The sequence below is a fragment of the Lacinutrix iliipiscaria genome, assembly GCF_042686125.1.
GTDB lineage: Bacteria > Bacteroidota > Bacteroidia > Flavobacteriales > Flavobacteriaceae > Oceanihabitans > Oceanihabitans iliipiscarium.
Map to the genome: position 1 here is coordinate 366697 of NZ_JBHUOV010000001.1, position 13441 is coordinate 380137.

Sequence of the window (13441 nt, forward strand, 5' to 3'; positions counted from 1 at the left end):
AGTTTGGTAGAAGAAAAAGAAAACATCCAATTTGAGCTCACCAATGAGTTAATCGAACAAGTACAACAACTTATTGTCGAAAATAACGACAAGGAACTACGTGCTTTAATGTTGGACTTTCATCACGCTGATATTGCCGAAATTCTTGACGAACTCGATTTAGAAGAAGCCGTTTATATCATTAAGCTTTTAGATTCTGAAACCACTTCAGATATCTTAATGGAACTTGATGAAGATATTCGAGAAAATGTACTTAAAAACCTTTCCTCTAAAGAAATTGCTGAAGAAATTGAAGAATTAGACACAGATGATGCAGCAGATATGATTGCTGAATTACCTGAAGATCGCCAAGAAGATGTCATTTCTCAAATTGAAGATCAAGAACATAAAGCCGAAATTCAAGAACTCTTAGCCTACGATGAAGATACTGCTGGTGGACTCATGGCTAAAGAATTAGTGAAAGTTTATGAAACATGGACTGTTGCTGGTTGTATGAGAAGAATTCGCGGACAAGCTAAAGATGTCACAAGAGTACACTCTATCTATGTTGTCGATAAAGAAGATAAGTTAATTGGAAGATTATCTCTAAAAGATTTAATTACTGCAAAAAGCGAACAAAAAATAGCAGATATCGCCAAAGATAATGTCGATTTTGTCAATGTAAATGAAGATGCAGAAGAAGTTGCTAAAGTCATGCAAAAATACGACTTGGAAGCCATTCCTGTCGTTGATGATAATCAAATCCTTTTAGGCCGAATTACCATTGACGACATTGTCGATGTCATTAAAGAAGAAGCCGAAAAAGATTATCAACTTGCCGCAGGTATTACACAAGACGTCGAAGCCGACGATAGCATTGTGCAACTAACCAGAGCACGCTTACCTTGGTTGTTTTTAGGTCTTGTTGGTGGTGTTGGTGCGTTTTTAATTATGGAAGGCTTTCAAGGTGTTTTCGAAAAATATGCAGAATTGTTCTTTTTCACACCATTAATCGCAGCCATGGCAGGAAACGTAGGTGTACAATCTAGTGCAATTATTGTACAAGGTTTGGCTAATGATGATGTCAAAGGAAGTGTCAACAAACGCTTAATAAAAGAAATGTTTCTTGCGGCTTTAAACGGTGTTATTTTAGCATTATTCCTCTTTCTGTTTGTGTGGATTTATAAAAACGATATGCAAACTGCTTTAGCCATTTCAGCGTCCTTAGTTGCTGTTATTATTGTCGCTGGCCTTATTGGTACATTCATCCCATTATTTTTAGATAAACGTGGTATCGATCCTGCAATTGCTACTGGACCCTTTATTACCACAAGCAACGATATTTTTGGTATTCTTATTTACTTCTGGATTGCTAAATTAATTCTTAATATTTAGGGCGTTCCCTTTCAGGTCAGGCTTTCGCAAGTCGCTCTTTTCAAGGAGCTCCAACAAATGCTCAATCCTTAACGCAAAACTTCGTAAATTTACCAGCCAAAGTCATACTTTACTTATGAAAATTCTTCATCTCGATACAAATCATCCATTACTCATAAATCAACTTCAAGATTTAGGGTTTACAAATCATGAAGATTATACCGCTTCAAAAAAAGCTATTGAAGCTAAAATTCATGACTATGACGGCATTGTCCTAAGAAGTCGTTTTACAATCGACAAAACATTTCTAGACCATGCAACACGTCTTAAATTTATTGGTCGTGTTGGTGCAGGATTAGAGAATATCGATTGTGATTATGCGTTACAAAAAGGCGTGCATTTAATTTCTGCTCCAGAAGGCAATAGAAATGCTGTTGGCGAACATAGTTTAGCCTTGCTGTTGGCTCTGTTTAATAAACTTAACAAAGCCAATACAGAAGTGCGTCACGGAAAATGGTTGCGTGAAGACAATCGAGGTATTGAACTTGATGGAAAAACAGTTGGGCTTATTGGGTACGGAAACATGGGAAAAGCCTTTGCAAAAAAACTACGTGGTTTTGATGTAGAAGTGTTAGGCTACGATATTAAACCTAATGTTGGTGACGAAAATTGTACACAAGTAAGCTTAGAAGAACTTCAAAGAAAAGCAGATGTTTTAAGCCTACACACACCAGAAACACCATCAACAATTAATATGGTTAATGAAAATTTTATCAATCATTTTACAAAACCCTTTTGGCTTATTAATACAGCACGTGGTAAAAGTGTAGTGACTAAAGATTTAGTTTCCGCATTACAATCTGGTAAAATTTTAGGTGCTGGATTAGACGTTTTAGAATATGAAAAAACATCTTTTGAAAATTTATTTTCTACTGAGATTCCAGAAGATTTTCAGCATTTAATTCATTCTAAAAACGTTATCATTACGCCTCATGTTGCTGGTTGGACTATTGAAAGCAAAGAAAAATTAGCACAAACCATTGTCGATAAAATTAAATCGAAATTTTGTTAACTTTCACAAATGAAAAAAACGATATTGGTTTTTGGGTTACTTATTCTGTCTTTACTATTACTTTTTCAGTTTAGTAAATATGCCTTAATATCAAGCAACTTAAAAACAGAGTTCATAATTGCTGTCATTGCAATGGTCTTTTTTTTTATTGGCATTTATATCAACAAAAAAACATTGCAAAAAACACCTTTGCCTTCAACAGAAATTAATCACAAAAAAATTGCTGAACTTGAACTTACTACAAGGGAATATGAAGTCCTTCAAAAAATTTCAGAAGGATTATCAAATAAAGAAATCGCTGACCTCCTATTTCTGTCTGAAAGCACTATAAAGACACATGTTTCGAACCTACTTGTAAAACTAAACGCCAAAAGACGTACACAAGCTGTACAGATTGCAAAATCATTACAAATCATTTAAATAATTAAGGTGTTCTATAAAAATTTAAGTTACACATGAGATTATTAGCCAAAGACCTTCGAAACCTAAAACTCTTTAATTTTTATTACTTTTAGACTAAAGTATGACGCATTTAGTACTTTAGTATGAGGCCTAAAATTGAATTTACTCCTACTTTTGAACTATAAATTATTAAAAAATAAAACATGAAAAGTACAGTTTTAAAGTATGGTATTTATGCCTTATTAAGTGGGTTTATATTATTCGGATTGCCTTTCTTTTTAGGAATGGGAGTTGATTTTGATTATGGTGAACTCATTGGATATACCTCAATGGTATTATCGTTACTATTCGTTTACTTCGGCATAAAACACTATCGCGACAAGGTTAATGAAGGAAAAGTGTCTTTAGGAAAAGCTATAGCTATTGGAATGCTTATTGCTTTATTCTCAGCAATTGGAGTTGCTTTCTTTGATTATATATACACCTCTCAAATAAATCCAGATTTTGCAGATGAGTATTTAGAATATTCTATAAAAAAAATGGAAACCTCTTTAACAGCGGAAGAAGTCAAAATTCAAAGTGCAGCACTTAGACAACAAATGAAAGATTATGGAAGTCCGAGTTTTATGGCTTTTATGATGTTTGCTTCAGTCATGATTCTAGGTTTAATTATCTCATTAATATCTGGATTAATCCTTCAACGTAAATAATTAAAAAACACATATGCAATATAAAGCAGACTCGCCAGACGAGTACATCAAGCAGTTACCTGAAGAGCGTAAAGCGCCAATGATTAAGTTAAGAACCATCATAAATAAAAACCTTCCAAAAGGTTTTGAAGAAGGTATGAATTATAATATGATTGGTTATTATGTTCCTCATTCTGTTTATCCAAATGGATATCATTGTGACACAAAACTGCCTTTACCTTTCATGAATATCGCATCTCAGAAAAATTTCATAGCAGTGTATCACATGGGAATGTATGCTAATAAAGAGATTCTTGATTGGTTCACATCAGAATATCCTAAGCACTGTAAGTATAAGCTAGATATGGGAAAAAGCTGTATTCGCTTTAAAAAATTAGACGATATTCCATATGATTTAATCGCAGAACTTACTGCAAAAATGGATGCCAACGAATGGATAGATTTATATGAAAAAAATTTAAAAAAATAAGCTTATGAAATTAGGTGCTTTCTCGTCAAGTTTAAGTGTAAAAGATATACATGCTTCAAAAGCATTTTATGAATCACTAGGGTTTATAGTTTTTGCTGGAGATATTGAAAAAAATTACCTCATCATGAAAAATGGCAATGCGCTTATTGGGTTATTTCAAGGTATGTTTGAAAATAATATACTCACCTTTAATCCTGGTTGGGATGAAAACGCTAAGACGTTAAAAACTTTTGATGATGTTAGAGATATTCAAAAATCTCTGAAAAATAAAAACATAAAACTCGTTAGTGAAGCAGATGAAAATACTTCTGGTCCAGCTAGTTTTATGGTTCTTGATCCTGATGGCAATATGATTCTTGTCGATCAACATGTATAACTTAAATTAAATAATTAGTAAAAAAATGAAAAAACGCGTTACAGGAATTGGAGGGTTATTCTTTAAAACCAAAGACCCAAAAGCTTCTAAAGATTGGTACAAAAAACACTTAGGGTTAAACACAGATGATTATGGTTGTACCTTCTGGTGGAAAGATAAAGAAGGTAAAGATTGCTCTACACAATGGAGTCCTTTTGCCGATGACACTAAGTACTTTGAGCCTTCAAAAAAAGACTTCATGTTTAATTATCGTGTTGAAAATTTAGTGGAACTTTTAGAAGCTTTAAAAGAAGAAGGAGTGACCATAGTTGGAGAAATGCAAGAATTTGAATATGGTAAGTTTGGATGGATTTTAGATCACGATGGTAATAAAATTGAACTTTGGGAACCTGTTGATCGTGCATTTTTATAATGCTGTAACTTTTTTGTACAATCCACTACTTATAATATAAACAATTCATATGTCTGAAGAAAATAAAAATATAGAGGAAAATATTAACGACTCTATCGATAATACAGAAACAACTATTAATACTTCTGCTCATTCGGTTTCAGATAAAGCTAATACTTTAAAAGACAAAGCATCAAAATTTGCAGATGAAGCTAGTGAGAAAATAGAAGAATTAGCAGATGATGCAAAAGAAGTCTTAAATAGTGCTAAAGAAAAAGTAACGACGTTTATAGAAAATGATGGCAAAGAAATCTTAGATAATACTAAAGAAAAGGTTAACGAATTAGCCGAAGACACTAAAGAAGTGCTTTCTAATGCAAAAGAAAAAGCCAAAGAGTTTATTGATGGAGAAGGCAAAGAAATGTACAATCAGGCGAAAAATAAAGCTAGTGAATTTACCGAAGCAGCAGGTGAAAAACTAGATGAACTTACCGAAGATGCAAAAGAAACACTAACCGAAGCAAAAGACAAAACAAAAGGTTTTTTTCAAAGAATATTTAAGTCTAAATAAATAGTGTTTGAAAGGTTTAATTAAAGCTAGATGAGAATCTAGCTTTTTTTTATTAAATTTAGATATCAACTTATTTAACACACTAAAAATATGTCAGACGAAAAAAGTTTAAGCGATGACCTAGATGATATGCTAGGAAGTGCAAAAGAAGGTGCAAAAAAGGCAGCAGATAAAGCTGGAGAATTTGCCGAAGAAGCCAAAGAAAAGGCTAAAGATTTTGCCAATGAAGCAAAAGAAGCTGCTAGTGAATTTGCTGGCGACGCAAAAGAAATATTAAGTGACGGGAAAAATGTAGCAATAATTGCTCATATCACTATTATTGGTTGGGTTATTGCACTAGTAATGAATAGTGGTGATAAGAAAACTGAGTTAGGGTCTTTTTATATAAGACAAATGCTAGGCTTAGGTTTATGTAGTTTAATTCTTAGTTTTATTCCAGCTATTGGTTGGATAATTTCCTTAGTATTCGTAGTTCTTTGGATTATAAGTTTAATTGGCTCTTTAAGTGGTGAGAAAAAACTAACACCAGTTTTAGGTCAATATTTTCAAGATTGGTTTAAATCACTTTAAAACATTTATAAAGCCAGAAAAACACATTCTGGTTTTATTTTAAAATATATAATCGTAATATTGCAATATTACTATATTGTTGTATATTTACATCAAAACTACACCTTATGGGAACATCAAAATTTAATATTCATGATGCAGACGTTAACTATTTAGCTAAAGTCGCAAAAGTATTTAGTCATCCAGCACGTGTTGCAATTATTAGATATATAAGCTGTTGTGATTCTGGATGCATCTGTAATGATATTGTAAATGAAATTGGACTGGCACAACCAACGATTTCTCAACACCTAAGTGAAATCAAAAAAATTGGACTCCTCAATCAAACTGCCAAAGGAAAAAGCTTAGGGTACTCCATTAATGCCGAAAAACTTAATGAGTGCAGACGTATTATAAATGACTTTTTTGTAAAAACACAAATCAATTGTTGCTAAAGTCAAAGGCGTATTATATTCATTCTCTCAGATCTAAAACATAATAACTATGAAAACTCAAGAATTTTTAAACCTATTAGCAGGACATTCTAACAAATCATTATTATTTGAATATACTCCAGGGAGTTATGTAGGTGCAAATTATCATATTACAGAAGTCAAACATATTACGGTTGACTCTGTTGATTGTGGTGCGCAAACTGACTCTTGGAAGGAAACCATTGTTCAGCTTTGGGAAAGTCCTTTAGAAAAAGGAAAGACAGACTACATGTCTGTTCTTAAAGCCCAAGGTATTTTAAACAAGGTTGCAAAAATGAAAGCTTTTGTTAAAGATGCTGAAATTAAAATTGAGTATAGTAATTCCAATTTTCATACTGCACAACTATTTGTTAATGATTATGAAATACAAGGCAATAACTTAATCATTAGGTTAGCCATTGAAAAAACTGACTGTAAAGCAAAAGAGATTTGTGGTGTTCCTGAAGCTATCATTAATACTGCTGAAAAAATAGTAGAAAAAGCTGAGGCTTGCTGCTCACCAGAAAGTAGTTGTTGTTAAGATAAAGTGTAATTAAAACCCTTTACAACAAAAAATGAAATTAAAGACTCTTGTAAATCTTTTGTCGAAACGTATTTATCTTAAGGATTTACTCACTTTCTTCATTAGAAAACTTACGTTCTAATTCGGCTTGAAACTCTTCCATTACTGGACGTACTGTGCTTTCGGGTAAGTCGGCGATTTTAATATACATCAATCCGTCAACAGCATTATTAAACATTGGATCAACATTAAAAGCAACTAGCTTTGCATTCTGCTTAATATATTTTTTAAGTAAGACAGGAAGGCGTAATGCGCCTGGTTCGACTTCATCAATAATCTTATCGAATTTATTTAAATCCGCTTCAGCCTCATCAAACACAAAGTCTTTATCAGCATCTTTTAGCTTTACCTTAAATTCCTTTTTTGGGTGTACATATTGAGCCACATAAGGATCGTAGTAATGTGATTTCATAAACTCAATCATAAGCGATTTAGAAAAATTAGAAAACTGATTACTAATACTTACGCCTCCAATTAAAAATTTATGCTCTGGATAACGCAGAGTTGTATGTACAATCCCTTTCCAAAGTAAAAACAAAGGCATCGGTTTTTGCTGATAGCTTTTAATGATAAACGCGCGACCCATTTCTATAGACTGGCTCATCATTTTGTGAAGCTCAGGTTCAAATCTGAATAAATCTTGAAGATAAAATCCGTCTATACCATATTGTGTGAATATTTTTGAACCCAGACCCATTCTATAAGCGCCAGCAATTTGATTTGTATCAGTATCCCAGAGAAACATGTGGTGATAATAATTATCAAAATGATCTAAATCGATAGCTTCATTGGTCCCTTCTCCTACCTCTCTAAAAGTAATCTCTCTTAATCGACCAATTTCATGCAGTATGTTTGGAATCTTATCAGCAGGTGTTAAAAAGACTTCGTAATTTTTACTTATTAAGAGTCTAAAATCATCTTGACGCAGAGCTTCAACCTCCTTAATCATAGTCTGCGTATTTCCAGGTGTAGCTATACTTTTGGGAGGTTTAGGTGGTGTCTTTAAAGTGTTTGTAAGGTTGTCTAAAATTTTTGGCTTGTCTTCAAAAGCATGAGAAAGCATATACGTTTTTCGCCTTAAGAATTCTGAAAAACCATCAATAGTTTCATGTTCTTTTTGATCATTGACACTAATAGGTCGACCAATTCTTACTTTTATCGTTCTTCGCTTTTGAGTTAAGAGTTCTGAAGGTAATTTAGCGGTTCTAAAGGTGTCGCTTATTCTAGATAATTTATAAAACAATTTAGAATTTTTAGCATGAAAATAAATAGGAACTATAGGCACTTCAGCTTTTTTTATGAGCTTAATTGCTGTCTCTTCCCAAGGTTTATCAACAACTAACTTGCCATCTTTATAAGTTGATACTTCACCTGCAGGAAAAACACCAAGAGGATGGCCTTCACGCAAATGCATAATGGCATTTTTAAAACCTGCAACACTAGACTTGACATCCTTTCTATCTTCAAAAGGGTTAACAGGCATAATGTAAGGTTTCATAGGTTCAATACGATGTAGTAAAAAATTGGCTATAATTTTAAAATCTTGCCTTTGCTCTAGCATCAATTTTAAAAGTAAAATTCCATCAATCCCTCCAAGTGGATGGTTAGAAATCGTAATATAAGCGCCTTCTTTAGGTAAGCGTTTTAAATCTTCTTCTGGTATTTCAAATTTTATTTTGAATTCGCCTAAAATAGCTTCTAAAAACTCCAAGTCTTTTAAATGCTTATTTCTGCTATAAATCCTATTTAATGTAGAGATTTTTAGGACTTTCATGAGCATCCATCCAAAAAATGTGCCTAGAAACCCATACTTATCTGCATGGATTGCTTTTGAGACTTCTTTGGCTGTTACTAGACTCATCTATAATTAGTTTTTAGGAATACAAATGTAATAAATGTTTATTTGACAACGATTTGAACTGTTGCTTGTGTTAATTGCTTTAAAAGTACTGTTTTATCTTGTTCTAATTGCCTGATTGCGCTATCATTATAATGCCTAATTGTATATAAGGATACATTTTCATTATAAGTGACTCTAAATTTTGCTTTTAAGTGTTGTAATAGTTTATCAAGGTTATTGTAAATATTATCAACACATACTGAAAAACTTATAGCAGAGTTTTGAATCACATCGACTTTCATTTTATATAAATGTAATAAGCTAAAAATTTCGCTAATATTCTCTTCTACAATATAAGAGAAATCTAATGAGGATAGTGAAATTAGTACTTGATTTTTCTTCACAATAAAACAAGGAACATGAGGTTCTAGTCCAACACCTTTACTAACTTCTGTGCCACTAGCTTCGGGATTTAAAAAAGACTTAACATATAACGGAATTTCCTTGCGTTGAAGTGGCTGTAGGGTTTTTGGATGTATAACAGAAGCACCATAAAAAGCCAACTCAATAGCTTCACGATAAGAGATCTTGTGAAGTAATTGCGGATTCTCAAAATAGCGTGGATCTGCATTTAAAACCCCTGGAACATCTTTCCAAATCGTAACACTTTCAGCATTTAAACAATAGGCAAAAATAGCAGCCGTGTAATCGCTTCCTTCTCTGCCTAATGTAGTTACAAAGTTATTGGCATCACTTCCAATGAAGCCTTGTGTAATATTTAAAACCTTAGTATCTAATTGAGAGGTTATGAGCTTTTGAGTCGTTTCCCAATTAACATTTGCGCGCCTGTAATAATTATCGGTTTTAATATAATCTCTTACATCTAACCAGTTGTTTTTTAATCCAACATAATCTAAGTAGGCACTAATAATAGTTGTAGAAACTAACTCGCCATATCCTATAGTTTGATCGTAAACAAAATTATAATCTGGCGATTTATTTTTACTTAAAAACACGTCTAATTCGGAGAATATTTTTGCGACTTGATGATAAACATTGTGATTTTCATTTTCAAATAGATCAATTAAAATCGCATTATGAAATTTCTTGACGTCTTGAATAGCGCTTTGCAATTCTTCCTTATTATTAAAATATTTGTCAATAATATTTTCAATGGCATTGGTCGTTTTTCCCATTGCAGAAACGACTACTAACGTGTTTTTATAGCCTACTTTCTTTAGCGTTTGAACTAGTTTTTTGATGCCATTTGCATCTTTAACTGAAGCTCCACCAAACTTAAATACCTTCATATTTTTGATAAATAATCTTTAATTCCTTGTTCGCTTAATTGCACAACATCCCAATCACGAAGTACTTTTGCTCCTTTCTTTTCATAAAAAGCAATTGCAGGTTCATTCCAATCAATAACTTCCCAATTAATTCGTTTTACACCAAGTGCATGTCCATACTTTACAACTTGATTTAACAACAACGTTCCTAAACCTTGTCCTCTAAATTTTTCACTTACAATTAAATCTTCTAAGTGTAAAATTTTACCTTTCCAAGTAGAATACCTATTATAAACCAAAGCCATTCCTACTATATCATTTTCATTTTCAGCCACAAAACATTTAAAGGCTGGTTGTGTATTAAATCCGTCTTTTTGTAAATCATTAACTGTCACTTCAACTTCATGAGGTTCTTTTTCAAAATCTGCTAATTCTTTAATTAAATCTAGAATTTGTCCTGCATCATTTTTTGTTGCTTCACGAATTAAAAAGTTCATATCTATAATTTGCTACCAAATATAACTAAAGCCAATTATTTAAATCTATTAAACTTATACGAAAACAAGATAATTTAACAAAAAATACGATATTTGTAAAAATCAATTGCAAGTTATAATGTCTAGAAAAAACCAAACTTTAGGTGAATTTATTATTGAAAACCAATCTTCTTTTAAATACACCTCTGGTGAATTATCTAGGCTTATAAACTCCATTCGATTAGCAGCAAAAGTAGTTAACCATGAAGTGAATAAAGCAGGCTTGGTAGATATTATTGGTGCAGCTGGAGATACAAATATTCAAGGTGAAGACCAGCAAAAGTTAGATGTTTATGCTAACGAAAAGTTTATACAAACCATGACTAAAAGAAATATTGTTTGTGGTATTGCTAGTGAAGAAGAAGATCATTTTGTTGCAATTAACAGTCAAGATGAAAACAATCAAAACAAATACATTGTTTTAATTGATCCTTTAGATGGCTCTTCAAATATTGATGTAAATGTTTCTGTTGGTACTATTTTTTCAATTTATAGACGTGTAACTCCTGTAGGAACTCCAGTTACTATGGATGATTTTTTACAAAAAGGAAGCCAACAAGTCGCTGCTGGTTATATTATTTATGGCACTTCAACCATGATTGTTTACAGCACTGGAGATGGTGTAAATGGATTTACCTTAAACCCAGCTATTGGCACCTTTTATTTGTCACATCCAAACATGCAATTTCCAGAAGATGGTAAAATTTATTCGGTAAATGAAGGGAACTATATTCATTTTCCTCAAGGTGTAAAAAACTATATAAAGTATTGCCAAATGGAAGAAGGCGACAGGCCTTATACTAGTAGATATATTGGTTCATTAGTTTCAGATTTTCACAGAAACATGATTAAAGGAGGAATTTATATGTATCCTAAAAGTTCTAAAAAATCTGATGGAAAATTACGTCTACTATACGAATGTAATCCTATGGCTTATCTTGCTGAACAAGCTAATGGAAAAGCCAGTAATGGCTTTCAAAGAATTTTAGATATTCAGCCAACAGAACTTCATCAACGTGTGCCTTTTTTCTGTGGCAGCAAAAATATGGTAGAAAAAGCTGAAGAATTCATGCAAAAGCCTTAACAATAATAGTTTAAGCCTATATTTTTTATTATTTTTGTAGTTCTGCATTAACTGAAAAACAATGGCAAAAAACAAATCAACAACATCAAAAGAAAAAATCATCCAAACTACAGATGCATCCTCAAAAATAGATGCTATCAAACAACTCATTTTTGGAGAAAACATTCAAGCTTATGAAACTGAGTTTGAAGCTGTTAAAAGTGATATCCTTTCAAAAAAACAAGAACTCGAGAATTTAATTGATGAGATCAGAAAAGAATTACTTCAAAATATTGATAATTTAAGCACAGACATTAATATTAGAATTACTGATCTTGAAAACACTCTCAACGATAAAACAGATCGTCTTGATGAAAAGAAATTAGACCGAAAACTACTTGGTGAATTATTAATGAATCTTGGTGAAAAAATAAGTAAGTAATTTAAATTACAAAACTTATGAATCAGGAAGATAAACTTAAAATACTTAAAGACATCTTACTCACAGATGAGCGCGAGTATGCCTCTTCTATTCATGAAAAAATTAAAATTCTCGAAGACACAATAAATCAACAGCCTAACTTATCTGAAAAAGTTGATCCTATAATTGAGGAAAAATTAAATGAATTTATTAAAGAAATTCCTGATACTTTAGGTCCTACAATCACTGAGGCTTTAAAAAATGAAATTAAAAACTCACAAGATGCAGTCGTTGAAGCCTTGTACCCTATTTTAGGGAGAATGATAAAAAAATACATCCAAAATGAATTTAAATTGTTATCTGAAAAAATTAACTCTCAAATAAACAACACCTTTTCATTTAAAAGTTTTAAACGAAAATTTAAAGCTAAAACTTATGGTGTTAGTGAAGCCGATTTAATTTTACAAGACCAACTAAAACCTAAACTTGAACAGTTTATGGTTATAGAAAAAGGATCTGGTTTATTGGTTTCAACCTATTCAAAAACAAATACCATTGAAGAAGATATGGTTGCTGGAATGCTAACAGCAATTAAGAGCTTTGTTGAAGATGCATTTAATGAAAAAAATCAGGATTTAGAACTCATTGAATATGAAACCTATAGCATTCATATTCAAAATTTTTCTTCATATTATATTGCTGTAGTGATTTCTGGCATATTTAATGCTAATGATAAGAATGTACTAGAAGATAAATTATTAGATTTTGCGCAAAACATAATCAATAAAACAGATTTAAGCAATTCAAAATCTTTAACCGAAAAATTAAAAGCCTATTTCACTAATGAATACCTCTAAAAAAATTGTTTTATTAGGTCATTTTGGTGTTGGAAAATCCTCACTAATTAGACGCTTTGTAGAAAACACTTTTACCGACCATTATAAAGTAACTATTGGCGTTCATATTTTCAAAAAAGAAGTCGAAATTTCTAATAACGAACAAGTCTCTCTTATTATTTGGGATTTAGAAGGCAATGATGATATCACTAATACAAGGCCTTCTTATTTACTAGGCACTAGTGGTTTTATTTATGTTTTTGATTTAACTCGTCCTACAACTTATGAGCAATTAGAAAACGATTTGAATTACATTAAAACAAACCATCCTAACATTCCTATTAAAGTCGTTGGCAACAAAACTGACATGGTAACACAAAGCTTTATTAAGCAAAACAGCGCGTTTTTTAAGCCCTTTGTCGATTTTTATACAAGTGCTAAAACTGGGACTAAAGTTGAAGAACTTTTTTCTACTTTAGCTAAAGACCTAATTTAATAATTCACAGG

18 protein-coding genes are annotated in these 13441 nt (G+C 31.9%); 15 read left to right on the forward strand and 3 right to left on the reverse strand.

Features of this window, described 5'->3' with window-relative positions:
• Positions 1-3 precede the first annotated feature (3 nt).
• From mgtE to ACFS5M_RS01600, 11 genes are all read left to right on the forward strand, one after another.
• Positions 4-1374 carry a magnesium transporter gene (gene mgtE, locus ACFS5M_RS01550; protein WP_221267538.1) on the forward strand — a complete coding sequence of 457 codons (1371 nt, stop codon included), beginning with the start codon at positions 4-6 and terminating at the stop codon, positions 1372-1374.
• A gap of 115 nt (positions 1375-1489) precedes the next feature.
• Positions 1490-2425: a 2-hydroxyacid dehydrogenase gene (locus ACFS5M_RS01555; protein ID WP_183484806.1), complete on the forward strand. Its 936-nt coding sequence runs from the start codon at positions 1490-1492 to the stop codon at positions 2423-2425.
• Positions 2426-2434: 9 nt separating this feature from the next.
• Entirely contained in the window at positions 2435-2845 is a 411-nt protein-coding gene (locus ACFS5M_RS01560; protein ID WP_183484809.1) for a response regulator transcription factor, read from the forward strand.
• 185 nt (positions 2846-3030) lie between these two features.
• Entirely contained in the window at positions 3031-3537 is a 507-nt protein-coding gene (locus ACFS5M_RS01565) for a DUF4199 domain-containing protein (protein ID WP_183484812.1), read from the forward strand.
• Between the two features lie 13 nt (positions 3538-3550).
• A complete protein-coding gene (locus ACFS5M_RS01570) occupies positions 3551-4006 on the forward strand; it encodes a DUF1801 domain-containing protein (protein ID WP_183484815.1) in 456 nt (151 codons plus the stop codon).
• Positions 4007-4010: 4 nt separating this feature from the next.
• The gene (locus tag ACFS5M_RS01575; protein WP_183484819.1) at positions 4011-4382 is read left to right on the forward strand and encodes a VOC family protein; all 372 of its coding nucleotides are present in this window, start codon (positions 4011-4013) and stop codon (positions 4380-4382) included.
• Between the two features lie 25 nt (positions 4383-4407).
• Positions 4408-4794: a VOC family protein gene (locus ACFS5M_RS01580; protein WP_183484822.1), complete on the forward strand. Its 387-nt coding sequence runs from the start codon at positions 4408-4410 to the stop codon at positions 4792-4794.
• Positions 4795-4843: 49 nt separating this feature from the next.
• Complete coding sequence (locus tag ACFS5M_RS01585) at positions 4844-5344, forward strand: hypothetical protein (RefSeq protein ID WP_183484825.1); 501 nt, start codon at positions 4844-4846, stop codon at positions 5342-5344.
• Between the two features lie 90 nt (positions 5345-5434).
• Positions 5435-5914 carry a YtxH domain-containing protein gene (locus ACFS5M_RS01590; protein ID WP_183484828.1) on the forward strand — a complete coding sequence of 160 codons (480 nt, stop codon included), beginning with the start codon at positions 5435-5437 and terminating at the stop codon, positions 5912-5914.
• 107 nt (positions 5915-6021) lie between these two features.
• A complete protein-coding gene (locus ACFS5M_RS01595) occupies positions 6022-6348 on the forward strand; it encodes an ArsR/SmtB family transcription factor (RefSeq protein ID WP_183484831.1) in 327 nt (108 codons plus the stop codon).
• Positions 6349-6397: 49 nt separating this feature from the next.
• The gene (locus ACFS5M_RS01600; RefSeq protein WP_183484834.1) at positions 6398-6907 is read left to right on the forward strand and encodes a DUF6428 family protein; all 510 of its coding nucleotides are present in this window, start codon (positions 6398-6400) and stop codon (positions 6905-6907) included.
• 88 nt (positions 6908-6995) lie between these two features.
• Here ACFS5M_RS01600 and ACFS5M_RS01605 read toward each other — a convergent pair whose 3' ends face one another.
• The 3 genes from ACFS5M_RS01605 to ACFS5M_RS01615 are packed head-to-tail and all read right to left on the reverse strand — an operon-like array spanning position 6996 to position 10575.
• On the reverse strand, positions 6996-8810 hold the full coding sequence (locus ACFS5M_RS01605; RefSeq protein WP_183484837.1) for a GNAT family N-acyltransferase: 1815 nt from the start codon (positions 8808-8810) through the stop codon (positions 6996-6998).
• A 38-nt stretch (positions 8811-8848) separates the two neighbouring features.
• Positions 8849-10099, reverse strand: a complete 1251-nt coding sequence (locus tag ACFS5M_RS01610) for an aspartate kinase (protein ID WP_183484840.1) — start codon at positions 10097-10099, stop codon at positions 8849-8851.
• Positions 10096-10575: a GNAT family N-acetyltransferase gene (locus ACFS5M_RS01615; RefSeq protein WP_183484843.1), complete on the reverse strand. Its 480-nt coding sequence runs from the start codon at positions 10573-10575 to the stop codon at positions 10096-10098. Before ACFS5M_RS01615 ends, ACFS5M_RS01610 begins: the two co-directional genes overlap by 4 nt.
• 118 nt (positions 10576-10693) lie before the next feature.
• On the opposite strand from ACFS5M_RS01615, the gene fbp reads away from it, so the two are divergent.
• The 4 genes from fbp (at position 10694) to ACFS5M_RS01635 (ending at position 13430) form a co-directional block, all read left to right on the forward strand.
• Positions 10694-11698 (forward strand): class 1 fructose-bisphosphatase, encoded by a 1005-nt coding sequence (fbp, locus tag ACFS5M_RS01620; RefSeq protein WP_183484846.1) that lies wholly within the window; start codon positions 10694-10696, stop codon positions 11696-11698.
• Between the two features lie 61 nt (positions 11699-11759).
• Complete coding sequence (locus tag ACFS5M_RS01625; RefSeq protein ID WP_183484848.1) at positions 11760-12119, forward strand: fructose 1,6-bisphosphatase; 360 nt, start codon at positions 11760-11762, stop codon at positions 12117-12119.
• 17 nt (positions 12120-12136) lie between these two features.
• On the forward strand, positions 12137-12955 hold the full coding sequence (locus tag ACFS5M_RS01630; protein WP_183484851.1) for a cell envelope biogenesis protein OmpA: 819 nt from the start codon (positions 12137-12139) through the stop codon (positions 12953-12955).
• On the forward strand, positions 12942-13430 hold the full coding sequence (locus tag ACFS5M_RS01635; protein WP_183484854.1) for a Rab family GTPase: 489 nt from the start codon (positions 12942-12944) through the stop codon (positions 13428-13430). Before ACFS5M_RS01630 ends, ACFS5M_RS01635 begins: the two co-directional genes overlap by 14 nt.
• Positions 13431-13441 lie beyond the last annotated feature (11 nt).